The sequence below is a fragment of the Pseudomonas sp. Pc102 genome, from assembly GCF_018408275.1.
GTDB classification, from domain to species: Bacteria; Pseudomonadota; Gammaproteobacteria; order Pseudomonadales; family Pseudomonadaceae; genus Metapseudomonas; species Metapseudomonas tohonis.
In genome coordinates this window covers 1332011-1353251 of record NZ_AP021905.1, presented here as the reverse complement: position 1 = coordinate 1353251, position 21241 = coordinate 1332011, and the positions used below count along the sequence as shown (strand labels likewise).

Below are 21241 nucleotides of genomic sequence, written 5' to 3'. Positions count from 1 at the left end.
GGAGCCCTGCATGTTCAGACCCAAACTGCTCTTCACCAGCCTCGCCGCCCTGGCCCTGGGCGCCTGCGCCCCGCAGGACCCGCAGGCCCAGGCCACCGCCGCGCTGGCCAAGCAGGTGATCCTGCCCACCTACAGCCGCTGGGTGGAAGCCGACCGCGCCCTGGCCGCCAGCGCGCTGGCGTTCTGCTCCGGGAAGGAAGACCTGGCCAAGGCCCGTGCCGACTTCCTCGCGGCGCAGAAGGCCTGGGCCGAGCTGCAACCGCTGATGGTCGGCCCCCTGGCCGAGGGCAACCGCGCCTGGCAGGTGCAGTTCTGGCCGGACAAGAAGAACCTGGTGGGTCGCCAGGTCGAGCAACTGGTCCAGGCCAAGCCCGACATCGACGCCGCCGGCCTGGCCAAGTCCAGCGTCGTGGTACAGGGCCTCTCCGCCTACGAATACATCCTCTTCGACAGCAACCTGGACCTCGCCGACCAGGAGCAGAAGGCCCGCTACTGCCCGTTGCTGGAAGCCATCGGCCAGCGCCAGCAGAGCCTCGCCGAGGAGATCCTCGCCTCCTGGAACAGCAAGGACGGCATGCTCGAGCAACTGAGCAAGTTCCCCAACCAGCGCTACGCCGACTCCCACGAGGCCGTCTCCGAGCTGCTGCGTGTCCAGGTCACCGCCCTGGACACCCTGAAGAAGAAGCTCGGCACGCCCATGGGCCGCCAGGCCAAGAGCCAGCCGCAGCCCTACCAGGCCGATGGCTGGCGCAGCGACACCTCCCTGGCCAGCCTGGGCGCCAGCCTGCTCAGCGCCGAGCAGCTGTGGAACGGTGCCGACGGCAAGGGCCTCCGCAGCCTGCTGGGTGACGACCAGAAGGCCCTGGCCGAGAAGATCGACGGCGCCTACGCCGACGCCCGCGCCAAGCTGGACGCCCTGCAACCGCCGCTGAGCAAGCTGCTGCAGAGCGAGGAAGGCCTCAAGCAACTGAACGTCTTCTACGACAGCCTCGACGTGGTGCACCGCCTGCACTCCAACGAGCTGGCCCGCGTCCTCAACGTGCAACTCGGCTTCAACGCCAACGATGGTGACTGATATGTTCCGCCGCCAGGTACTCGCCCTCGGCAGCCTCCTGCTCGGCGCCGTGACGCTGGGCGGCTGGACCCTGAGTCGCAAGGGTCGCGACCCGCTGCTGCTCTCCGCCCGTGACGATGCCGATGGCGGCCACTACGCCGTCGGCTACCGCCTCGACGGCACCCAGGTGTTCGCCACCCGCGTGGCGCAGCGCTGCCACGACATCGTCGAACACCCCAGCGAGGCGGTGGCCCTGTTCGTCGCCCGCCGCCCGGGCACCGAGAGCTACCTGATCGACCTCACCGACGGCAGCCTGCTGCAGACGCTGCGCTCGCAGCCGGACCGCCACTTCTACGGGCACGGCGTGTTCCACAAGAGCGGCGAGTGGCTCTACACCACCGACAACGACACCACCGACCCCGGTCGCGGCCTGCTCGGCGTGTATGCCTACGCCGACCGCCGGCTGAGCTTCCAGGGCGAGCTGTCCACCCACGGCCTGGGGCCGCACCAGGTGTCCTGGATGCCGGACGGCGAGACCTTCGTGGTCGCCAACGGCGGCATCCGCACCGAGGCCGAGAGCCGCGTGGAGATGAACCTCCATGCCATGGAGCCCAGCCTGGTGCTGATGCGCCGCGACGGCAGCCTGATCAGCCGCGAGACCCTGCCCCAGCAGATGAACAGCGTGCGCCACCTGGCCATCGCGAGCGACGGCACCATAGTCGCCGGCCAGCAATACATGGGCGATGCCGGCGACCATGCCGACCTGCTGGCGATCAAGCGCCCGGGCCAGCGCTTCCAGCCCTTCCCCCTGGCCGACGAGCAACGCCTGTCGATGGCCCAGTACACCGCCAGCGTCGCCATCCACGACGAACTGCGCCTGGTGGCCCTGACCGCCCCGCGCGGCAACCGTTTCTTCATCTGGGACCTGGACAGCGGCGCCGTGCGCCTCGACGCCCCGCTCCCCGACTGCGCCGGCGTCGGGGCGGTGAAGGACGGTTTCGTGGTCACCTCCGGCCAGGGCCGCTGCCGCTTCTACGATTGCCGCAAGGCGACGATCACCGCCGCTCCTCTGCAACTGCCCGCCGGGCTCTGGGACAACCACCTGCACCTCGCCTGACACCTGCATTTCGTCGCCGCGACCTCAACGAACGGTCGCGGCGGCCGACCTATACTTCACCAGCCAACCCTTCCCTCCCACGTCCCTGAGGCGTAACTACATGTCCCTGCAAAACTCCCTGCGAGGTCAGCTCCTCGCGCTGCTGGGCGGCAGCCTGCTGCTGATCCTGGTCATCGCCCTGACCTGCTTCAACTTTCTATCTGGAGGGATCCAGTCCTACCGCACCCTGGTAGGTGGCACGCTGGAGGCATCCAGCCTCGTCGACAGCGCGAACGTCGAATTCAAGGGCCAGGTGCAGGAATGGAAGAACGTCCTGCTGCGCGGCAAGGACCCGGCCGCCCTGTCCAAGTACTGGGGCCAGTTCGAGGATCAGGAGCGCAAGGTCCAAGATATCCTCGGCAAGCTGGTCAACGAGGCCCGCGAGCAGGGCGACAGCAGCCTGCAGAGTCAGGTGGAGCGCCTGCGCAGCGAGCACCAGACCCTGGGGGCGGCCTACCGCAAAGGCCGCGAGACCTTCCTCGCCGCCGGCGCCGACCCGACCGCGGGCGACAAGGCGGTGCAGGGCATCGACCGCGCCGCCAGCGAGCAGATGACCGCCCTGGTCACCCAGTTGCATGACCGCGGCACACAGCAGTCCGCCGAGATCAGCGCCAGCGCCGCCAGTACCGTGACCACCGGCCTGGTGGTGATGCTGGTGTCCAGCGTGCTGGTGGGCCTGCTGGCGATCTGGCTGATCAACCGTCGCCTGATCGATCCGATCCGCACCCTGATCGACCACATCGGCCGCCTCAGCCAGGGCAACTTCGGCGAGCGCGTCGACAGCAGCCGCCGCGACGAACTGGGGCGCCTGGCCAACTCGGCGAACATCCTGCGGGACTTCCTCGCCGACACCTTCAACCGCCTCAAGCACAGCACCGCCGAGCTGGACAGCGCCAGCGGCGAGCTCAACGCCATCGCCACGCTAATGGCCGGCGGCACCCGCGAGCAGTTCTCGCGCACCGACCAGGTGGCCACGGCGATGCACGAGATGTCCGCCACCGCCCAGGAGGTGGCCCGCCATGCCGCCGATGCCGCGCGCGCCGCCGACGACGCCGACAGCTCGGCCCAGCAGGGCGAGCGAGTGATGCAGGCGACCATCCAGAGCATCACCGGCATGCGCGGCGAGATCGACTCCACTGCCGAGGTGATCCGCCGCCTGGAGAACGACAGCGGCCGCATCAGCAAGGTGCTGGAAGTGATCCGCGGCATCGCCGAGCAGACCAACCTGCTGGCGCTCAACGCCGCCATCGAGGCCGCCCGCGCCGGCGAGCAGGGCCGAGGCTTCGCGGTGGTCGCCGACGAGGTGCGGACCCTCGCCCAGCGCACCGCCGAATCCACCGCCGAGATCCACCAGATCATCGACACGGTGCAGACCGGCGCGGTGAACGCGGTACGCGCCATCGAAAGCGGTCAGAGCCGCAGCGAGCAGAGCGTCACCCAGGTGACCGAGGCCGGCGCGATGCTGCAACGCATCACCGGCGCGGTGGAGGCCATCCGCGACATGAACCGGCAGATCGCCACGGCGGCGGAGGAGCAGACCTCGGTGGCCGAGGACATCTCGCGCAACCTCACCGAAATCACCGCCATCGCCGTCACCAACAACGAGAACGTGCAACGCACCGAGGCGGCCAGCAACCGCCTGCACGAACTCTCCGGCGACCTGAGCGAGGTCACCCGCCGCTTCAGCGCCTGACACCGCACCCGGCACATGGACGTGCCTTCTCCGTCACAGCCTGGTGGCACCCTTGCCGCCCCCCATGATTCCCCGGAGTTGCACCCGCCCGCAGCCAGGGCGCCGCTGTGCTGCCTTCTGCGCTTAACGGGCCTTCCCGCCCAGGCGCCTTTCGTGTCGACTGAAAAGCACCGATCCGTAGCGATCTCCGGCGATCTGCAAGGCACCGAATGGGCATCGTGCCAGCATGTAAACTTTTGCAATTCCGCGCCTTTGACTTGCCCCCGCCAGTGGTACTAAGGTGCACCCCTTGCCTATTCCCAGGCCCTCAATCTGCCTTGCCAAGGAACCGGAATATGTTGCTCCGCCGCATGCTCATCATGCTCGGCGTGGTCATCCTCGTGGTGGCCGCGCTTGCCGCGTACAAGTTCTTCTCCATCAAACAGCAGATCGCGATGTTCACGGCGCCCAAGCCTGCCATCAGCGTCTCGGCCGCCAAGGCGGTGGAAGTGCCCTGGCAGGAGCGCCTGCCGGCCATCGGTTCGCTCAAGGCGTTCCAGGGCGTGGACCTGACCGTGGAAGTCGGCGGCACCGTGCAGGAGGTGCAGTTCCTTTCCGGCGAGAAGGTCAAGCTCGGCCAGCCGCTGATCCAGATGGACAGCGACGTCGAACAGGCCAGCCTGGCAACCGCTGAAGCCACCCTGGCCCTTGCTCGCGTGGAGTTCGAGCGCGGTCGCAGCCTGGTGAACCGGCAGAACATCTCCAAGAGCGAATTCGACCGCCTCTCCTCGGAGCTGCAGAAGTCGAACGCCAGCGTCGCCCAACTGAAGGCCATGCTGGCGAAGAAGCGCATCGTCGCGCCCTTCTCCGGCACCATCGGCATCCGCCAGGTGGACGTCGGTGACTTCCTCTCGTCCGGCACCACCATCGCCACCCTGCAGGACCTCAGTACCCTGTTCCTCGACTTCTACCTGCCCGAGCAGGCGGTGCCCAAGCTCGCCATCGGCCAGCACGTACGGATCAACGTCGCCGCCTACCCGGGCGAGTTCTTCGAGGGCGCGATCGCCGCGATCAATCCCAAGGTCGAGGACAGCACCCGCAACCTGCAGGTGCGTGCGCTGCTGCAGAACCCCGACAGCAAGCTGCTGCCGGGCATGTTCGCCAATCTCGAGGTATTGCTGCCGGGTGACACCCTGCGCGTCGTGGTGCCGGAAACCGCCATTACCTACACCCTCTACGGCAACTCGGTCTACGTGATCGATGCCAAGAAGGGCGAGGACGGCCAGGCGCTGAAGGACGACAAGGGCCAGCCGGTCCTGGTGGTCGAACGCCGCTTCGTCGAGACCGGCCAGCGCCGCGATGGCAAGGTCGTGGTGCTCAAGGGCCTGAAGGCCGACGAACAGGTGGTGACCGCAGGCCAGCTGAAACTGGACAACGGCTCCAATGTCGCCATCGCCGATGACCAGGCCCTGCAACCGAAAACGGACAAACAAGCCAGCGCCGAGCAGTAAGCACGGCGCCAAGGAATACCGATATGGCTTTCACAGATCCCTTCATCCGTCGCCCGGTACTGGCGACCGTGGTCAGCCTGCTGATCGTGCTGCTGGGCTTCCAGGCCTTCAGCAAGCTGGTGATCCGCCAGTACCCGCAGATGGAAAACGCCCTGATCACGGTGACCACCGCCTACCCGGGGGCCAATGCCGAGACCATCCAGGGCTACATCACCCAGCCGTTGCAACAGAGCCTGGCGAGCGCCGAAGGCATCGACTACATGACGTCGTCGAGCCAGCAGAACATGTCGGTCATCTCGATCTACGCACGCATCGGCGCCAACTCGGATCGCCTCTTCACCGAACTGCTGGCCAAGGCCAACGAGGTGAAGAACCAGCTGCCGCAGGACGCCGAGGACCCCGTCCTGTCCAAGGAGGCGGCCGACGCCTCGGCGCTGATGTACATCAGCTTCTACAGCGACGAGCTGTCCAACCCGCAGATCACCGACTACCTGTCGCGCGTCATCCAGCCCAAGCTGGCGACCCTGCCGGGCATGGCGGAAGCGGAGATCCTCGGTAACCAGGTCTTCGCCATGCGCCTGTGGCTGGACCCGGTGAAGATGGCCGCCTACGGCGTCACCGCCGGCGATGTCAGCGATGCGGTGCGCAAGTACAACTTCCTCTCGGCCGCCGGCCAGGTGAAGGGCGAGTACGTGGTGACCAGCATCAACGCCACCACCGACCTCAAGTCCCCCGAAGCCTTCGCCGCCATCCCGGTGAAGACCCAGGGCGACCGCCGCGTGCTAGTACGTGACATCGCCCGCGTCGAGATGGGCGCCGAGAACTACGACTCCATCAGCTCCTTCGACGGCATCCCCTCGGTCTACATCGGCATCAAGGGCACGCCCAGCGCCAACCCGCTGGACGTGATCAAGCACGTGCGCGCGATCATGCCCGAGCTGGAAGCGCAGCTGCCGCCGAACCTCAAGGTGTCCATCGCCTATGACGCCACGCGCTTCATCCAGGCGTCCATCGACGAGGTGGTGAAGACCCTCGGCGAGGCGGTGCTGATCGTCATCGTGGTCGTGTTCCTGTTCCTCGGTGCCTTCCGCTCGGTGCTGATCCCGGTCATCACCATCCCGCTGTCGATGATCGGCGTGCTGTTCTTCATGCAGCTGATGGGCTACTCGATCAACCTGCTGACGCTGCTGGCCATGGTGCTCGCCATCGGCCTGGTGGTGGACGACGCCATCGTGGTGGTGGAGAACATCCACCGGCACATCGAGGAGGGCAAGACGCCCTTCGACGCCGCCATCGAGGGCGCCCGCGAGATCGCCGTGCCGGTCATCTCCATGACCATTACCCTGGCGGCGGTGTATGCCCCCATCGGCTTCCTCGAAGGCCTCACCGGCGCATTGTTCCGCGAGTTCGCCCTGACCCTGGCGGGCGCGGTGATCATCTCCGGCATCGTCGCCCTGACCCTGTCGCCGATGATGTGCTCCAAGCTGCTGCGCCACGAGGAGAACCCGAGCGGCCTGGCCCACAGGCTGGACATGATCTTCGAGCGGCTCAAGCGTCGATACCAGAGCGCGCTGCACGGCACTCTCAACACCCGCCCGGTGGTGGTGGTGTTCGCGCTCATCGTGATGGCGCTGATCCCGGTGCTGCTGATGATGACCAAGAGCGAGCTGGCCCCCGACGAGGACCAGGGCATCGTCTTCCTCATGGCCAAGGCGCCGCAGCCGACCAACCTCGAATACCTGAACGCCTACACCGACGAGTTCGTGGAGATCTTCAAGTCCTTCCCCGAGTACTACTCGTCGTTCCAGATCAACGGCTTCGATGGTGTGCAGGCCGGTATCGGCGGCTTCCTGCTCAAGCCGTGGGACGAGCGCGAGCGCACCCAGATGGAGCTGCTGCAGGAGGTGCAGGGCAAGCTCGACCGCATACCCGGCCTGCAGATCTTCGGCTTCAACCTGCCGTCGCTGCCGGGGACCGGTGAAGGCCTCCCCTTCCAGTTCGTGGTCAACACCCCGAACGACTACGAGTCCCTGCTGCAGGTGACCGAGCGCATCAAGCAGCGCGCGGAAGCCTCGGGCAAGTTCGCCTTCCTCAACGTCGACCTGGCGTTCGACAAGCCCGAAGTGGTGGTCGACATCGACCGCCAGAAGGCCGCGCAGATGGGCGTCTCCATGGAAGACCTCGGCTCCACCCTGGCGCTGCTGCTGGGCGAGGGCGAAATCAACCGCTTCACCATCGACGGTCGCAGCTACAAGGTGATCGCCCAGGTGGAACGTGCCTATCGCGACAACCCGGACTGGCTGAACAGCTACTACGTGAAGAGCGAAAGCGGTGCGATGGTGCCCCTGTCGACCCTGATCACGGTGCACGACACCGCCCGGCCGACCAAGCTCAAGCAGTTCCAGCAGCTGAACTCGGCGATCATCGAGGGCTTCCCGGTTGTGAGCATGGGCGATGCGGTGGATACCGTGGCGCAGATCGCCCGCGAGGAAGCCCCGCGCGGCTTCGCCTTCGACTACGCCGGCGCCTCGCGCCAGTACGTCCAGGAAGGTAGCGCGCTGTACGTCACCTTCGGCCTGGCCCTGGCGATCATCTTCCTGGTGCTGGCCGCCCAGTTCGAGAGCTTCCGCGACCCACTGGTGATTCTGGTGACGGTGCCGCTGTCGATCTGCGGCGCGTTGATCCCGCTGTTCCTGGGGATCTCCAGCATGAACATCTACACCCAGGTGGGCCTGGTGACGCTGATCGGCCTGATCAGCAAGCACGGCATCCTGATCGTGGAGTTCGCCAACCAGCTGCGTCGCGACAAGGGCCTGAGTGCGCGCGAAGCGGTGGAGGAAGCCGCCTCCATCCGCCTGCGCCCGGTACTGATGACCACCGCCGCGATGGTGTTCGGCATGGTGCCGCTGATCCTCGCCACCGGCGCGGGTGCGGTGAGCCGCTTCGATATCGGCACGGTGATCGCCACCGGCATGTCCATCGGCACGCTGTTCACCCTGTTCGTGCTGCCCTGCGTCTATACCCTGCTGGCCAAGCCGGACCCACGGCCGGCTGCCCAGCCCGAGGCAGAGCCCGTCGCAAGCCACTGAGCCCGGTTGAACGAGAAGGCCCCGCATCTGCGGGGCCTTCTTCATTCCAGGGTTCTCAAAGCCGGTGCAGCGCCTCCACGCGGCTGCCGAAGGCACGCTCGTAGGCCGCCAGCAGGTAGGCCCAGTCCTCGTCGCGGATGGCCGAATGGCGCCTGATCTGGCCGACATCGTTGCGCGCCGCCCGGGCATGGGCGAAGCGACGGCGGCTCTTCTCCAGGTCGATCAGGGCGATTTCCACCGATTCGGCGCCCTCCCCTTCCCCGACGCGGATGAACACGTGCTTGGGATAAAGGCAGCCGTGTTGCCAACCGCCCCGGTGCAACCGCGCCAGCACCTCCGCCATCTGGCCGAGCACCCGCTCGCGCTCGCCCTTGGCGTCGGCGCGCTCCTCCAGGGAGGCGTACCAGCGCTCGAAATCGATGAAGCCCTCCAGCGCCTCCGTCACCAGCAGCGCCTGCCAAGCGCCCTCGCCGCCGCGCCGCGCGCCGCAGAACACCAGCCGCGGCACCCTCACGCCGAGGCGTTCGAAGGCGCGGATGGCATCCCGTTCGCGAAGCACCGTCGGGCGTCCGAAGGGGTGCAGCACGCTGCGATAGAGATGGCCGCACTGGCGCTTGCTATACAACAGGACACCGTCGTCCCGGCGCACCCGCTCCACCCCGCTTTCACCGCCCCGTCGCAGGTTGGGTGCTTCGACCCATTCCCCACGCCAGTTCCAGAAGCGCTCGAACGGGTCGTCCATATCGCTTGCCAACGCAATCACAGCTGTCTCCATCGGACCATCCCCTGCGTTTATCGCCTGGTCGGTCGCAGTCTCAATCGAGATCCAGACCGCCCAGGGGGGCGAATGATTCACGCCCTTTTTTGATGTCGCTTGCGGTAACAGGAACGTGCACTCGGTAACCCTGTGCACGGCGGCAAGCCCGGACCCAAGTCACCCCATGGGGCAACGATGTCTCTATTCCGGGCGATGAACCGCAGCAACCCTACTCTCGCCAGCGGGTGAGCAGCAGGTTTGCAAGGTCCATACCGTTGCAGGACGTCGGCGCGCAAGGGACGTGAGAAGGTGCGTGGCGATCACTGAATGAGGTCGGCGGCGCAAATGAAAAGCCCCGCATGCGCGGGGCCTGGATGTCTACGGGACGCTGCTCAGCCTTGCGGCCCCATGCCCTGGGAAAGCCCGAACATCAGCAGCAGCAACTGCCTGTCGGGCACCGCCTCGGCCTTGTGCCGGGCATTGGGAGGCAGGGGACAATAGCCGAGGCCATTGACGCTGACGACCGAAGGTGACGGCTCATGCCAAGCCGCCGCGGCGATGGACGCGACGCCCAGGGCTCCTACGAGGAACAAAGCTCGCGTTATTTCTAACTTCATGATCGCAACCCCTTGATAGCGCTGCCAAACGCTGTGTCTTCACACTAGATCAATAGTTCACAGTCCGCTTTTTCGAAGTGACGAATGGCATGTCGCTCTGGCCTGGTCATCCCTTCGCGGCTCTTGTCCCTAAGGAGCAGCGCACTCTCAACCGCCTGTTTGCCGTATCACGCGGCGCCGTCGGCCTCGGTACCGTCGGTTGGCAGACGGGCGAGGCTAGCGGTGATTCATTGCAAATCCATGTCAGTTCATCGTCCGGGCCTCGTCATCGCCCGCTGGTCGAGCCCGGAGGCAGCGCCCAGGTAACAGGAATCACCCAGGAGTAACCCGATTGCCCACGTGCGAGGCCCCGGTGGGACCGCGCGCAAAGCGCCAGGTTCCCTGAAAGCCCCATGCGCCCCTCCGCTCGCCCTCCCCCCGGGCGTCGCGAGTGTTACCCCGGCGCAATGGGAGGCGAACACTGCAAGGTCCGTACCCTCTACTGGCCGTCGGGTCCCTGGAGACGATCAGCTTCCGCCGGCAGCCGTCATGCCGGCGTCAAGCCGATGTGAAAAATCTGTCAGGCGGCGCCATCCAGGTCGACACGGAAGTGACAACCGCCTGAGCTGGAAGGCGACAGGCGAACCACCCAGCCCTGGCTTTCGCAGATGCGCTTGACCAGCGACAGGCCCAGCCCGAGGCCATCCCCGCGCTGCTCGATACCCCGCACGAAGGGCAGGAACATCGCCTCGCGCTGCTCTTCCGGGATACCGACCCCGCTGTCCTCGACGCTGAATCCGCGCTCGTCCAGGCGCAGCTCGATGTGGCCCGACTCGGTGTAGTGCAGGGCATTGCGCAACAGGTTGCCCAGTACCGAGCGGAGCAAGGCCGCGTTGTAGAGAACCTCCGAGGTGACGCCGGGGTGGTAGTCGAAGCGCAACCCCTTGGCCTCGATGGGGTCGCGCCAGAGGCCGGCCAGCTCATCCGCCAGGCTGCCGAGCCGGGATTGCGGCACCATCTCGCCACCGTTGCGCTGGGCACGGGCGAGCATGAGGAAGGTCTGCACCAGATCGCGCATTTCCTCACTGGCCCGACCGATGCGGAGCACCTGCTGACGCGAGCGGTCGTCGAGGTGGTTGTTTTCCATCAGCAGTTCGCAGGAGGTGGCGATCACCATCAGGGGCGTGCGCAGTTCATGGCTCACATCGCTGGTGAACAGGCGCTCGCGGGTCAGGGCATCGCGCAACCGGCCGAGAGTGTCGTCAAACGCCTGGGCCAGCTGGCCCACTTCGTCGGAGGTGTAGTCCGGCGCCAGCGGCGGCGCCAGGCCGAGCAGCTGGTCGCGGTGGCGGACCTGACCGGCCAGGCGTACCACCGGCGCGATGACCTTGCGCGCCAGCAGCCAGCCGAGCAGCGCCGAGAGCAGCACGCTGAGGATGAAGCCCACCAGCACCACGCCATAGAGCGCCTGCTCGCGGTCCTCGAAATCGCTCTGGTCCTGCAGCAGTACGTAGCGGTGGCCGTCGATGTCCCGCACCAGGGCGTGGAACGAGAGCTGGCCTTCGAAGAGTTCGTGGAAACCCGGCGCCAGCTTGGCGTATTCGACGGGCAGGGCGTAGGGGCCGGTTCCCTCGCCGAAGTAGAAGCGGGTGTCGCTGTCCAGGCTCGGCGCCCGGCCCTTGGCGAGGTTCTCGTAGAGGATGCGCTCCAGCTCGTTGTTCAGGTCGCGGGAGATCAGCTGTTCCTCGATCAGGTGCACCACTTCGATGATGCCCAGCGAGAAGGTCCCCCCAACCAGCGCCGTCATCAGGGTGAAGGCGATGACGATGCGCCGCGCGAGGCTCTGCCTAAACTCCATCGGCCGACTCCGCCAGGCGATAGCCCAGGCCGTGGAGGGTGTGCAGCAGGGGGGTGCCGAAGGGCTTGTCGATCACCTGGCGCAGCTGGTGGATGTGGCTGCGCAGGCTGTCGCTGTCCGGGCAGTCGTCGCCCCATAGCGCCTCCTCGAGGGCTTCCCGGCGCACCAGATGGGGGCTTTTCTGCATCAGCACGGCCAGCAGCTTGAGGCCGATGGGGTTGAGCTTGAGCGGCTTGCCGGCACGGCTGACCGCCAGGGTGTCGAGGTCGTAGCTCAAATCGCCCACCTGCAGGCTGCGCTTGCCGCCGCCCTGGGAGCGCCGCAGCACGGCCTCGATGCGCGCCGACAGCTCGGAGAGCGCGAAGGGCTTGAGCAGGTAGTCGTCGGCCCCGGACTTGAACCCCTGCAGCCGGTCGTCGAGTGCATCGCGCGCGGTGAGCATGATCACCGGCGTGTCGCGCCGCGCCTCCTCGCGCAGGCGCCGGCAGAGGGCGTAGCCATCCAGGCCGGGAAGCATGATGTCGAGCACGATCAGGTCGAAGTGTTCGGTGGCCGCCAGGTGCAGGCCGGACAGGCCGTCCTGGGCGCAGTCGACGCTGTAGCCCTTGAGCTCAAGGTAATCGGCCATGTTGGCCAGGATGTCGCGATTGTCTTCCACCAGCAAAATCCGCATCTGCAGCTCCCCACGCCTCATCGATGCCCGTCCGGGCCTGGCCGTCTTTGACAGTTTTTTCACCCGCGGTTCACGGTGCCACCACGGCGGCCACGGCAGATTACGCCCATTCCCTCGCCTGACAATCCCCCCGCATGCAATCCGGAGACACCCATGCCCCCTACCCTCTCCTCCCGCCCGATCGCCTATGGCTGGGCGCTCGGCCTGCCGCTGGCGATCATCCTCGCCCTGCTGGTGATCGAGCCGACGCGCCTCGACTTCGCCCTGGCCGACCTGTTCTACCGGCCTGGAGAAGGCTTCATCGGCGCCCACAGCTTCTTCCTCGAGGACGTGATGCATGACCGCGCCAAGCAGGCGGTGATCGCGGTGGCGCTGCTGGCCCTGGCCGGGTTCGTCGCCAGTTGCCTGTATCGCCCCTGGTACGGCCTGCGCAGGCGCCTCGGCTACCTGGTCCTGGCGATGGGCCTGTCCACCGCGATCGTGACGCCCCTGAAGGCGCTGACCGCCGTGCACTGCCCCTGGGACCTGACCCGCTATGGCGGCGTGGAGACCTACACCCCGCTGCTGGCCGAACGCGCGCCCACCGCCAAGCCCGGGCGTTGCTGGCCGGGCGGCCACGCCAGCAGCGGCTTCACCTTCTTCGCGCTGTACTTCCTCCTGCGCGACCGCAATCGCCGCCTGGCACGCCTCGCCCTGGTCGGAGCCCTGGCCCTGGGCGGGCTGTTCTCGGTGGGGAGGATGATGCAGGGCGCGCACTTTCTCTCCCACAACCTGTGGACGGCGCTGCTGGACTGGTTGATCTGCCTCGGCTGCTACCGCTTGATGCTCTATGCGCCCCAGGCCGACGAGGCGCCCCAAGGCGCCACGGAACTGGCGCCCTAGCAGGTAGCGGGCGCATCGGACGATGCCCGACCCGCGACGTTTCCACAGGCATAAAAAAGCCCCGCACGAGGCGGGGCTTCTTTCAGACCGGATGGACTGGGTGGCTTACATCATGCCGCCCATGCCGCCCATGCCGCCCATGTCCGGCATGGCCGGAGCAGCCTTGTCTTCCGGCAGCTCGGCAACGATCGCCTCGGTGGTGATCATCAGGCCGGCGATGGAAGCAGCGGCTTGCAGCGCGGTACGGGTGACCTTGGCCGGGTCGATGATGCCGAACTCGATCATGTCGCCGTACTGGCCGGTGGCAGCGTCGTAGCCGTAGTTGCCCGAACCCTGCTTGACCTTGTCCAGAACCACCGAAGCCTCGTCACCGGCGTTGGTGACGATCTGGCGCAGCGGAGCCTCGACGGCGCGACGCAGGATGTTGATACCGGCGGTCTGCTCTTCGTTGGCACCTACCAGGTCCTTGATGGCAACCAGGGCGCGAACCAGGGCAACACCACCGCCAGGAACCACGCCTTCTTCCACCGCAGCGCGGGTAGCGTGCAGGGCGTCTTCCACGCGGGCCTTCTTCTCTTTCATCTCGACTTCGGTGGCAGCGCCAACCTTGATCACGGCAACACCGCCAGCCAGCTTGGCCAGGCGCTCTTGCAGTTTTTCCTTGTCGTAGTCGGAAGAGGTTTCTTCGACCTGCTTGCGGATCTGGGCAACACGCGCCTCGATGTCGACCTGCTGGCCGGCGCCATCGATGATGGTGGTGTTTTCTTTGCTCAGGACCACGCGCTTGGCGTTACCCAGGTGCTCCAGGGTGGCGCTTTCCAGGCTCAGACCGACTTCTTCGGAGATGACGGTACCGCCGGTGAGGATGGCGATGTCCTGCAGCATGGCCTTGCGGCGGTCGCCGAAGCCCGGGGCCTTGACGGCAGCTACTTTGACGATGCCGCGCATGTTGTTGACGACCAGGGTGGCCAGGGCTTCGCCTTCGACGTCTTCAGCCACGATCAGCAGCGGACGGCCGGACTTGGCAACGGCTTCCAGAACCGGCAGCAGTTCGCGGATGTTGGAGATCTTCTTGTCGACCAGCAGCAGCAGCGGGCCGTCGAGCTCGGCCACCATGGTGTCCGGCTTGTTGATGAAGTAGGGGGACAGGTAGCCACGGTCGAACTGCATGCCTTCTACGACGGACAGTTCGTTTTCCAGGCCCGAGCCTTCCTCGACGGTGATCACGCCTTCTTTACCGACCTTCTCCATGGCTTCGGCAATGATGTTGCCGATGGAGTCGTCGGAGTTGGCGGAGATGGTGCCGACCTGGGCGATGGCCTTGGTGTCGGTGCACGGCTTGGACAGGTTCTTCAGCTCGGCGACGACGGCGGCGGTGGCCTTGTCGATGCCGCGCTTGAGGTCCATCGGGTTGAGGCCGGCAGCGACCGACTTCAGGCCTTCGGTGACGATGGCCTGGGCCAGGACGGTAGCGGTGGTGGTGCCGTCACCGGCAGCGTCGTTGGCCTTGGAGGCAACGTCTTTCACCAGCTGGGCGCCGATGTTCTCGATGCGGTCCTTCAGCTCGATTTCCTTGGCGACGGAAACGCCGTCCTTGGTGATCAGCGGGGCACCGAAGCTGCGCTCCAGGACCACGTTACGGCCTTTCGGGCCGAGGGTGGCTTTCACGGCATCAGCCAGGGTGTTGACGCCAACGAGCAGTTTCTTGCGAGCGGCATCGCCGAATTTTACGTCTTTAGCAGCCATGTTCTTTTTCCTCGAATTCTATGGGAAAGGGGGAGTGGTTCAGGCTTCGATGACAGCGAGGATTTCGTTCTCGCTCATCACCAGCAGCTCTTCACCATCGACTTTGATGGCGTTGCTGCCGGAGTAGGGGCCGAATACCACCTGGTCACCCACTTTCACTGCCAGGGCACGGACTTCGCCGTTGTCCAGAACGCGACCGGTACCGACGGCGACCACTTCACCGCGGTTCGGCTTCTCGGCAGCCGAGCCCGGCAGCACGATGCCGCCAGCGGTCTTGGTTTCTTCTTCGCTGCGACGGATTACGACGCGGTCATTCAGGGGACGAAGCTTCATTGTCTAACTCTCCCAATCAGTGTTTTCCGGCGCCGGTACGAACGACCGGCGGGTTAGCGAAATCCGGCGTTGCCGGCTGCGGGGTGCAGGGCACTCCGCTGAAGTCTGACCTTGCCGGCGAGGGCAAGGAACCTTGCGGTGACCGATACATAGGGGCGTTCTGAGGCATTTCAAGGGCAGCGGCTGAAAAAAATGCGGGAAGTTCAGCGCCGCCGACCGGAGGCTCAGTTGTCGCGGCGCTCGTATTCGCCCTCGATCACGTTCGGACGGGTCTGCCCGCTGCGGGCGGCGAGATCGTCGGCGAAGGCACGCTGGCGCCGGGCCTGCTCCTGGGCGCGCTTGAGCAGGCGACCGATCAGCAGGCGACGGGTGAAGGGAATCAGGCAGAGCACGCCGAAGATGTCGCTGATGAAGCCGGGCAGCAGCAGCAGGCCACCGCCGACGGCGATCAGCAGGCCTTCGAGCATTTCCTGCTCGGGCATCTCGCCACGGGCGAGCTTCTCCCGCGCGCGCCAGGCCGTGGCGACCCCGGCGACCCGCAGCAGGACGCTGCCGAGCACACCGGTGCCGATGACCAGCAGCAGGGTCGGCAGGACGCCGATGACGCTGCCGACCTGGATCAGCACGGCCAGTTCGATGATCGGGAAAAGCAGGAAGAGGAACAGAAAGAAACGCATCGAGGGATCCTTGACGGAAGAACGGCTTCCGATGGCAATTTAGATGAAGCCGCTCTTCCTCGAATTCAAGCTTCTGGCTCGGCGACGGACGGCCAGGCTTCGGCGCGCGCCAGTGCCACCAGGGCCTGCCGGACCGCGCCCGGGTTGTTACAGGATGTTGGGAAGGGCAGCCAGTGCACCACCTGCCCGGTGCGCAGGTGGAAGCCCTCCGCGTCGATGCCGACCATCTCCGCCGCGTACCCGGGCAGCCCGCGCAATGCCAGGTAGTGGGCGATGGCCGACTGATGATCGTCGTTCATGTGCTCGATCATGCTGCGCTCGGCCTCGCCGGCGAAGGGGTTGGCCTGCACCACCTGATCGATCCAGTGGATGGCGCCGAAGCCGCCGATGAAGCGGGCACGCACGGGCTCCAGCACCCAGAAGTCGAAGTCGTGGGTCTGGTGGTAGTCGCGCGACTGCGGGAAATAGCGGTAGTAGCGCTCGCTGGCGGCAGCGACCTCGGCCTCGTCGGTGAGCTGCCGTGCCTCGGCGAGCAGGGTCAGGCGGCCGACGGCCTGGATGTCATCGGCGCCCCGCTCGCCCACCAGCAGCGAGCACTTGGGATCCTTCTGCAGGTTGTGGGTGTGCTGGGCGATGCGGCTGATGAGGATCAGCGGTCGGCCGGCGGCGTCCAGGCAATAAGGCGCCACCGATCCGAAAGGGAAGCCCGGCATGGCCTTGGACTGGGTCGAGAGGACGCCGCGGTATTCCTTGAGCAGCAATTCTCGGGCATTCTTTGCGGCTTTCACGCTCACCTTCTGACTCCTTGCAGAGAATCCGTCGAAAACGGACGGGCGGCCAGAATAACGGTTCCAGGCCGCCAGCGGGGATAGCGCCACTCAATTCGACTTCGAGGGGAAAAGCATGCAGCTCAAAGACAAGGTCATCATCATCACCGGCGGCTGCCAGGGCCTCGGCCGCGCCATGGGCGAGTACCTCGCCGGCAAGGGCGCCAAGCTGGCACTGGTGGACCTGAACCAGGAAAAACTGGACGACGCCGTGGCCGCCTGCAAGGCCGCCGGCGGCGATGCCCGTGCCTACCTGTGCAACGTGGCCAACGAAGAGCAGGTGACCCACATGGTCGCCCAGGTGGCCGAGGACTTCGGCGCCATCAACGGCCTGGTGAACAACGCCGGCATCCTGCGTGACGGCCTGACCATCAAGGTCAAGGACGGCGAGATGACCAAGATGAGCCTGGCCCAGTGGCAGGCGGTGATCGACGTGAACCTGACCGGCGTGTTCCTGTGCACCCGCGAAGTGGCGGCGAAGATGATCGAGCTGAAGAACGAAGGGGCGATCATCAACATCTCCTCCATCTCCCGCGCCGGCAACATGGGCCAGGCCAACTACTCCGCCGCCAAGGCCGGCGTCGCCGCCGACACCGTGGTCTGGGCGAAGGAACTGGCACGCTACGGCATCCGCGTGGCGGGCGTGGCGCCCGGTTTCATCGAGACCGACATGGTCGCCAGCATGAAGCCCGAGGCCCTGGAGAAGATGACCTCCGGCATTCCGCTCAAGCGCCTGGGCAAGCCCCTGGAGATCGCCCACTCGGTGGCCTACATCCTGGAGAACGACTACTACACCGGTCGCGTCCTGGAACTCGATGGCGGGCTGCGCCTGTAAGGCCGAGCCGCAATGAAAAAGCCCCGCATCAGCGGGGCTTTTTCTTGTCCGGCGGTTGCAGGCCCGTAGCCCGGGCTTCAGCCCGGGAGAGCCGGCTGGATGCTTACCAACCTACGCCGAAACCAACGGTGTAGCGGGTCTCGTCGATCTCGCCTTCGGAGCCGCTGACCATGTCCTTCTCGGCCTTCAGGTTGAGCGAGGCCCAGTCGGTGACCTTGTAGCGCAGGCCCACTTCGGCATCCAGGGAGTAGTCGGCGGCATTGCCCAGCGGGCGGCCGACTTCGCCGACGGTGAAGAGCTCGACCGTCTTGCCCACCAGGTAGCGGTTGTAGTCCCACTTCACGCTGAGCGCGTAGAAGTTGTCCTTCTCGCCATTGGCGTACTCGTAGTCGGTGCGGTTGACCAGAGACGCCAGGGAGAATGCACCCAGCTCGTCGTCCCAGAACTGGTAGCCGGGACCGGTACCGAGGGTGCGCTGGCGCTCCAGGTCCTCGATCTTGTCGCGCTTGTATTCGGCGCGGCCCTGCCAGAAGAACTTGTCGGTGACGAACCGGTCCAGGGCGTACTCGAGCTCCCAGTTCTCGGTGGTCTTCACGTCGTCCTGGAACTCGCGGTTGTACTCGCCCGTGGCGTTGTGGCGCCAGCGGCCGTGGCGGGCCTTGGTCTTGAAATCGACGTCGTAGTCGTCGGTGTCCTTCTCGGCGCGCTTGTAATCCAGGGCCAGGTCGACGTTGCCGGACCAGGTCAGGTCCTCGACGAAGGGCTTGGGCTTCATGATCTGCTCGATGCTGGCCAGCTCGACGGTCCTGGGCGCCTCGCCATTGGCCAGGATCACCTTGCCGGGCTCGGCCGGGCGCAGGGTCTTGGCCCGCTCGCCGGTGATGTCGTCCTGCTTGATCATCAGCTCCTGCTCGCTTTCCAGGGTGGCGATCTTCTTCCAATCCAGCGGGATGGAGCCGCCGTAGTCGGTTTCGAGCATCAGTTTGCCGCCGTCGAAGACCCTGATCTTGCCGGAAAGGCGATCGCCGTTCTTCATCCACACGGTGTCGGCGAGGGAGGGGGTCGAGGCAGCCGCAATGGCTAGGCACAGCAGGGTTCTGGACAACATAGGCGGATACACGGGCTCAAGTTCGCGAAAAACCGGGCATTATCCGCAAGCCCGGCGACTGAGCAAGGACTGACCGACGGACAAGCCTCAAGTTCCACAAAAAAGAGGTAACGCAGAGCGGTTGTGGCTCCTTGGCCGCCGCCCTATCCTGGCCACCACCCCCGCACCGGACACCTGCCGCCATGGTGCCTCGCAAGCCAAGTCCCGACGTGAACGTACCGAACGACCTGCCAACGGCCAGCCCCGAAATGCGCCGCGAAGCGCTGTACCTGACCCTGGCCCAGGTGCCGCCAGGCAAGGTGGTGAGCTATGGCCAGCTCGGCGAAATGGCCGGCCTGGGTCGCGCGGCGCGCTGGGTCGGGCGCACCCTGAGCCAACTGCCCCAAGGCACGCGCCTGCCCTGGCACCGGGTGATCGCCGCCGGGGGACGCCTCAGCCTGCCGGCCGGAAGCCCCTCCGGGGACGAGCAGCGGGCACGTTTGCGGGCCGAGGGGGTCTTCATCCATAACGAACGGGTGGATATGCGTCGGCATGGCTGGCTTCCCATGCCACCCAAGGGTTAGAGTGCGCGCTTTGTCGCGGTTCCGTCGCGTGCACCTCGTCATGGACCGCCCCGTGATTTCTGGACTACACGCCTGATGCCCCACCGTACCTGGCGCGCCGCCCTGGCCGCCTACGCCAGCCCGGCCACCCTCGCGCTGCTCCTGCTGGGCTTCGCCGCCGGCCTGCCCTACATGCTGGTGTTCTCCACCCTCTCCGTCTGGCTGCGCGAGGCCGGCGTCTCCCGCGAGACCATCGGCTTCGCCAGCCTCATCGGCCTCGCCTATGCCTTCAAGTGGATCTGGTCGCCGCTGCTGGACCAGTTCCGCCTGCCGCTGCTCGGTCGCCTCGGTCGCCGTCGTTCCTGGCTGGTGCTGTCCCAGGTCCTGGTGGCGCTGGGCCTGGTGGGCATGGCCCTGTGCGACCCGCAACAACACCTGACCTGGCTGATCGCGATCGCCGTGGTGGTGGCCTTCGCCTCCGCCACCCAGGACATCGCCGTCGACGCCTACCGCCTGGAGATCGCCGAGGACAGCCGCCAGGCCGCGCTGGCCGCCAGCTACATGCTCGGCTACCGGGTCTCGGCACTGCTGGCCACAGCCGGCGCGCTGTATTTCGCCGAGTGGTTCGGCTCCACCTCGCTGAGCTACGAGTACGGTGCCTGGGCCGGCACCTACCTGCTGTTCGCTCTTCTCATGCTGCCCGGCCTGGTCACCAGCCTGTGGATGCGCGAACCACGCATCGACGCGCAGGTCCAGACCAGCACCTCGCGCTTCAAGCTCAAGGACCAGCTGGCCTCGGTACTGATACTGCTGGTGATGCTGATCTCCCTGCCGGCGATGATCACCGGCATGCTCGATCGTGCCTGGCCGCGCGCCCTGCTCTATTTCCTCTTCCTGGTGGCCTGCCTGTCGCCCTGGGGCAGGCGCCAGATCGTCCCGGTGCGCGAGTTGCTCAGTCAGCAGCGCCGCCAGTTGCTGGTGGCCGCGCGGGGCAAGGTGATTCCCAACTTCGACTTCGTCCACCAGGCGGTGTCGATGATCGTGCTGATCGTCATCCTGGTGACCACTGCGGCGGCCATCAAGGCCTATGCATCGGGCGCCTGGCCGCGCGGCACGCTGTTCGTGCTGATCGCCCTCGCCTGCTTCTCCGCCCCAGGCCGCCTGCTGATGGCGCCGGTGGTCACGCCCATCAGCGAGTTCGTCCAGCGCTACCGCTGGCAGGCGTTGCTGCTGCTGGGGCTGATCGCCACCTACCGCATGTCGGACACGGTGATGGGCGTGATGGCCAACGTCTTCTACATCGACCAGGGCTTCAGCAAGGAGCAGATCGCCAGCGTCAGCAAGCTCTTCGGCCTGATCATGACCCTGCTCGGCGCGGGCGCCGGCGGCCTGCTGATCGTGCGCTTCGGCATCCTGCCGATCCTCTTCATCGGCGGCGCGGCATCGGCGGCGACCAACCTGATGTTCGTGGTGCTCAGCGACATGGGCCCGCACCTGGACATGCTGATCCTCACCATCTCCTGCGACAACTTCAGCGCAGGGCTCGCCACCTCGGCCTTCGTCGCCTACCTGTCGAGCCTCACCAACCTGAAGTTCTCCGCCACCCAGTACGCGCTGCTCAGTTCGATCATGCTGCTGCTGCCGAGGCTGATCGGCGGCTACTCGGGCGTGATGGTCGAATCCCTCGGCTATCACCAGTTCTTCCAGCTCACCGCGCTGCTCGGCGTGCCGACGCTGATCCTCATCGCCGTGCAGTGGGGCCAGGAGCGCCGGCAGCCCGACAGCAGCACCCCGCCGACCACGGAAGCGGACACGCCCCCCGCGCCCCAGCCCCCCGCTCCCCGCGCGCAGTCGGAACAGCCGTAGCGCTTTGCACGGTGTCTAGTCCTGAAATAGGTTTACACCTTTCAGGCCAGGCTCCAGAC

Annotated in this window: 18 protein-coding genes; 9 read left to right on the top strand and 9 right to left on the bottom strand. The window is 66.2% G+C overall.

Annotated features, from left to right (window positions below; all coding sequences use genetic code 11):
- Nucleotides 1-10: 10 nt before the first annotated feature.
- The 5 genes from PHLH3_RS06400 to PHLH3_RS06380 all read left to right on the top strand — a co-directional run bounded on the left by PHLH3_RS06400 (nt 11) and on the right by PHLH3_RS06380 (nt 8482).
- Nucleotides 11-1075 (top strand): imelysin family protein, encoded by a 1065-nt coding sequence (locus tag PHLH3_RS06400; RefSeq protein ID WP_173179693.1) that lies wholly within the window; start codon nt 11-13, stop codon nt 1073-1075.
- A 1-nt stretch (nt 1076) separates the two neighbouring features.
- Entirely contained in the window at nt 1077-2171 is a 1095-nt protein-coding gene (locus PHLH3_RS06395) for a DUF1513 domain-containing protein (protein ID WP_213628604.1), read from the top strand.
- A 100-nt stretch (nt 2172-2271) separates the two neighbouring features.
- Entirely contained in the window at nt 2272-3903 is a 1632-nt protein-coding gene (locus PHLH3_RS06390) for a methyl-accepting chemotaxis protein (protein WP_213628603.1), read from the top strand.
- 335 nt (nt 3904-4238) lie between these two features.
- The gene (locus tag PHLH3_RS06385; RefSeq protein WP_213628602.1) at nt 4239-5393 is read left to right on the top strand and encodes an efflux RND transporter periplasmic adaptor subunit; all 1155 of its coding nucleotides are present in this window, start codon (nt 4239-4241) and stop codon (nt 5391-5393) included.
- Between the two features lie 23 nt (nt 5394-5416).
- Entirely contained in the window at nt 5417-8482 is a 3066-nt protein-coding gene (locus PHLH3_RS06380; protein WP_213628601.1) for a multidrug efflux RND transporter permease subunit, read from the top strand.
- Nucleotides 8483-8537: 55 nt separating this feature from the next.
- On the opposite strand, the gene PHLH3_RS06375 is transcribed toward PHLH3_RS06380, so the two are convergent.
- The 4 genes from PHLH3_RS06375 to PHLH3_RS06360 form a co-directional block, all read right to left on the bottom strand.
- Nucleotides 8538-9242, bottom strand: a complete 705-nt coding sequence (locus tag PHLH3_RS06375; RefSeq protein ID WP_213630431.1) for a lipopolysaccharide kinase InaA family protein — start codon at nt 9240-9242, stop codon at nt 8538-8540.
- Between the two features lie 389 nt (nt 9243-9631).
- Nucleotides 9632-9856 (bottom strand): hypothetical protein, encoded by a 225-nt coding sequence (locus PHLH3_RS06370; RefSeq protein ID WP_213628600.1) that lies wholly within the window; start codon nt 9854-9856, stop codon nt 9632-9634.
- A 559-nt stretch (nt 9857-10415) separates the two neighbouring features.
- Nucleotides 10416-11693, bottom strand: a complete 1278-nt coding sequence (locus PHLH3_RS06365) for a HAMP domain-containing sensor histidine kinase (RefSeq protein ID WP_213628599.1) — start codon at nt 11691-11693, stop codon at nt 10416-10418.
- Nucleotides 11683-12366 (bottom strand): response regulator transcription factor, encoded by a 684-nt coding sequence (locus PHLH3_RS06360; protein WP_213628598.1) that lies wholly within the window; start codon nt 12364-12366, stop codon nt 11683-11685. Before PHLH3_RS06360 ends, PHLH3_RS06365 begins: the two co-directional genes overlap by 11 nt.
- Nucleotides 12367-12519: 153 nt before the next feature.
- On the opposite strand from PHLH3_RS06360, the gene PHLH3_RS06355 reads away from it, so the two are divergent.
- Nucleotides 12520-13248 carry a phosphatase PAP2 family protein gene (locus PHLH3_RS06355; RefSeq protein WP_173179704.1) on the top strand — a complete coding sequence of 243 codons (729 nt, stop codon included), beginning with the start codon at nt 12520-12522 and terminating at the stop codon, nt 13246-13248.
- A gap of 105 nt (nt 13249-13353) precedes the next feature.
- Here the strand turns inward: PHLH3_RS06355 and groL are convergent, their stop codons facing one another.
- The 4 genes from groL to PHLH3_RS06335 form a co-directional block, all read right to left on the bottom strand.
- The gene (groL, locus tag PHLH3_RS06350; RefSeq protein WP_213628597.1) at nt 13354-14994 is read right to left on the bottom strand and encodes a chaperonin GroEL; all 1641 of its coding nucleotides are present in this window, start codon (nt 14992-14994) and stop codon (nt 13354-13356) included.
- 39 nt (nt 14995-15033) lie between these two features.
- Nucleotides 15034-15327, bottom strand: a complete 294-nt coding sequence (locus PHLH3_RS06345) for a co-chaperone GroES (protein WP_111263046.1) — start codon at nt 15325-15327, stop codon at nt 15034-15036.
- A 224-nt stretch (nt 15328-15551) separates the two neighbouring features.
- Nucleotides 15552-16004 carry an FxsA family protein gene (locus tag PHLH3_RS06340; protein ID WP_213628596.1) on the bottom strand — a complete coding sequence of 151 codons (453 nt, stop codon included), beginning with the start codon at nt 16002-16004 and terminating at the stop codon, nt 15552-15554.
- A gap of 65 nt (nt 16005-16069) precedes the next feature.
- Complete coding sequence (locus tag PHLH3_RS06335) at nt 16070-16798, bottom strand: HugZ family protein (RefSeq protein WP_213628595.1); 729 nt, start codon at nt 16796-16798, stop codon at nt 16070-16072.
- A gap of 109 nt (nt 16799-16907) precedes the next feature.
- Here PHLH3_RS06335 and PHLH3_RS06330 point away from each other — a divergent pair, with 109 nt between their 5' ends.
- The gene (locus PHLH3_RS06330; RefSeq protein ID WP_111263043.1) at nt 16908-17666 is read left to right on the top strand and encodes an SDR family oxidoreductase; all 759 of its coding nucleotides are present in this window, start codon (nt 16908-16910) and stop codon (nt 17664-17666) included.
- 103 nt (nt 17667-17769) lie between these two features.
- On the opposite strand, the gene PHLH3_RS06325 is transcribed toward PHLH3_RS06330, so the two are convergent.
- Complete coding sequence (locus tag PHLH3_RS06325; RefSeq protein ID WP_213628594.1) at nt 17770-18774, bottom strand: DUF481 domain-containing protein; 1005 nt, start codon at nt 18772-18774, stop codon at nt 17770-17772.
- A gap of 248 nt (nt 18775-19022) precedes the next feature.
- Between PHLH3_RS06325 and PHLH3_RS06320 the strand changes: the two genes are divergently transcribed.
- Together PHLH3_RS06320 and PHLH3_RS06315 are read left to right on the top strand one after the other, a co-directional pair.
- Complete coding sequence (locus PHLH3_RS06320; RefSeq protein ID WP_244863055.1) at nt 19023-19337, top strand: MGMT family protein; 315 nt, start codon at nt 19023-19025, stop codon at nt 19335-19337.
- A gap of 75 nt (nt 19338-19412) precedes the next feature.
- A complete protein-coding gene (locus PHLH3_RS06315) occupies nt 19413-21182 on the top strand; it encodes an AmpG family muropeptide MFS transporter (RefSeq protein WP_213628592.1) in 1770 nt (589 codons plus the stop codon).
- Nucleotides 21183-21241 lie beyond the last annotated feature (59 nt).

Excerpts from the sequence above, each read along its gene's own strand:
- PHLH3_RS06400 (WP_173179693.1), top strand. The coding sequence starts at position 11 with ATGTTCAGACCCAAACTGCTCTTCACCAGCCTCGCCGCCCTGGCCCTG.
- PHLH3_RS06395 (WP_213628604.1), top strand. The coding sequence starts at position 1,077 with ATGTTCCGCCGCCAGGTACTCGCCCTCGGCAGCCTCCTGCTCGGCGCC.
- PHLH3_RS06390 (WP_213628603.1), top strand. The coding sequence starts at position 2,272 with ATGTCCCTGCAAAACTCCCTGCGAGGTCAGCTCCTCGCGCTGCTGGGC.
- PHLH3_RS06385 (WP_213628602.1), top strand. The coding sequence starts at position 4,239 with ATGTTGCTCCGCCGCATGCTCATCATGCTCGGCGTGGTCATCCTCGTG.
- PHLH3_RS06380 (WP_213628601.1), top strand. The coding sequence starts at position 5,417 with ATGGCTTTCACAGATCCCTTCATCCGTCGCCCGGTACTGGCGACCGTG.
- PHLH3_RS06370 (WP_213628600.1), bottom strand. The coding sequence starts at position 9,856 with ATGAAGTTAGAAATAACGCGAGCTTTGTTCCTCGTAGGAGCCCTGGGC.
- PHLH3_RS06365 (WP_213628599.1), bottom strand. The coding sequence starts at position 11,693 with ATGGAGTTTAGGCAGAGCCTCGCGCGGCGCATCGTCATCGCCTTCACC.
- PHLH3_RS06360 (WP_213628598.1), bottom strand. The coding sequence starts at position 12,366 with ATGCGGATTTTGCTGGTGGAAGACAATCGCGACATCCTGGCCAACATG.
- PHLH3_RS06355 (WP_173179704.1), top strand. The coding sequence starts at position 12,520 with ATGCCCCCTACCCTCTCCTCCCGCCCGATCGCCTATGGCTGGGCGCTC.
- groL (WP_213628597.1), bottom strand. The coding sequence starts at position 14,994 with ATGGCTGCTAAAGACGTAAAATTCGGCGATGCCGCTCGCAAGAAACTG.
- PHLH3_RS06345 (WP_111263046.1), bottom strand. The coding sequence starts at position 15,327 with ATGAAGCTTCGTCCCCTGAATGACCGCGTCGTAATCCGTCGCAGCGAA.
- PHLH3_RS06340 (WP_213628596.1), bottom strand. The coding sequence starts at position 16,004 with ATGCGTTTCTTTCTGTTCCTCTTCCTGCTTTTCCCGATCATCGAACTG.
- PHLH3_RS06330 (WP_111263043.1), top strand. The coding sequence starts at position 16,908 with ATGCAGCTCAAAGACAAGGTCATCATCATCACCGGCGGCTGCCAGGGC.
- PHLH3_RS06325 (WP_213628594.1), bottom strand. The coding sequence starts at position 18,774 with ATGTTGTCCAGAACCCTGCTGTGCCTAGCCATTGCGGCTGCCTCGACC.
- PHLH3_RS06320 (WP_244863055.1), top strand. The coding sequence starts at position 19,023 with ATGCGCCGCGAAGCGCTGTACCTGACCCTGGCCCAGGTGCCGCCAGGC.
- PHLH3_RS06315 (WP_213628592.1), top strand. The coding sequence starts at position 19,413 with ATGCCCCACCGTACCTGGCGCGCCGCCCTGGCCGCCTACGCCAGCCCG.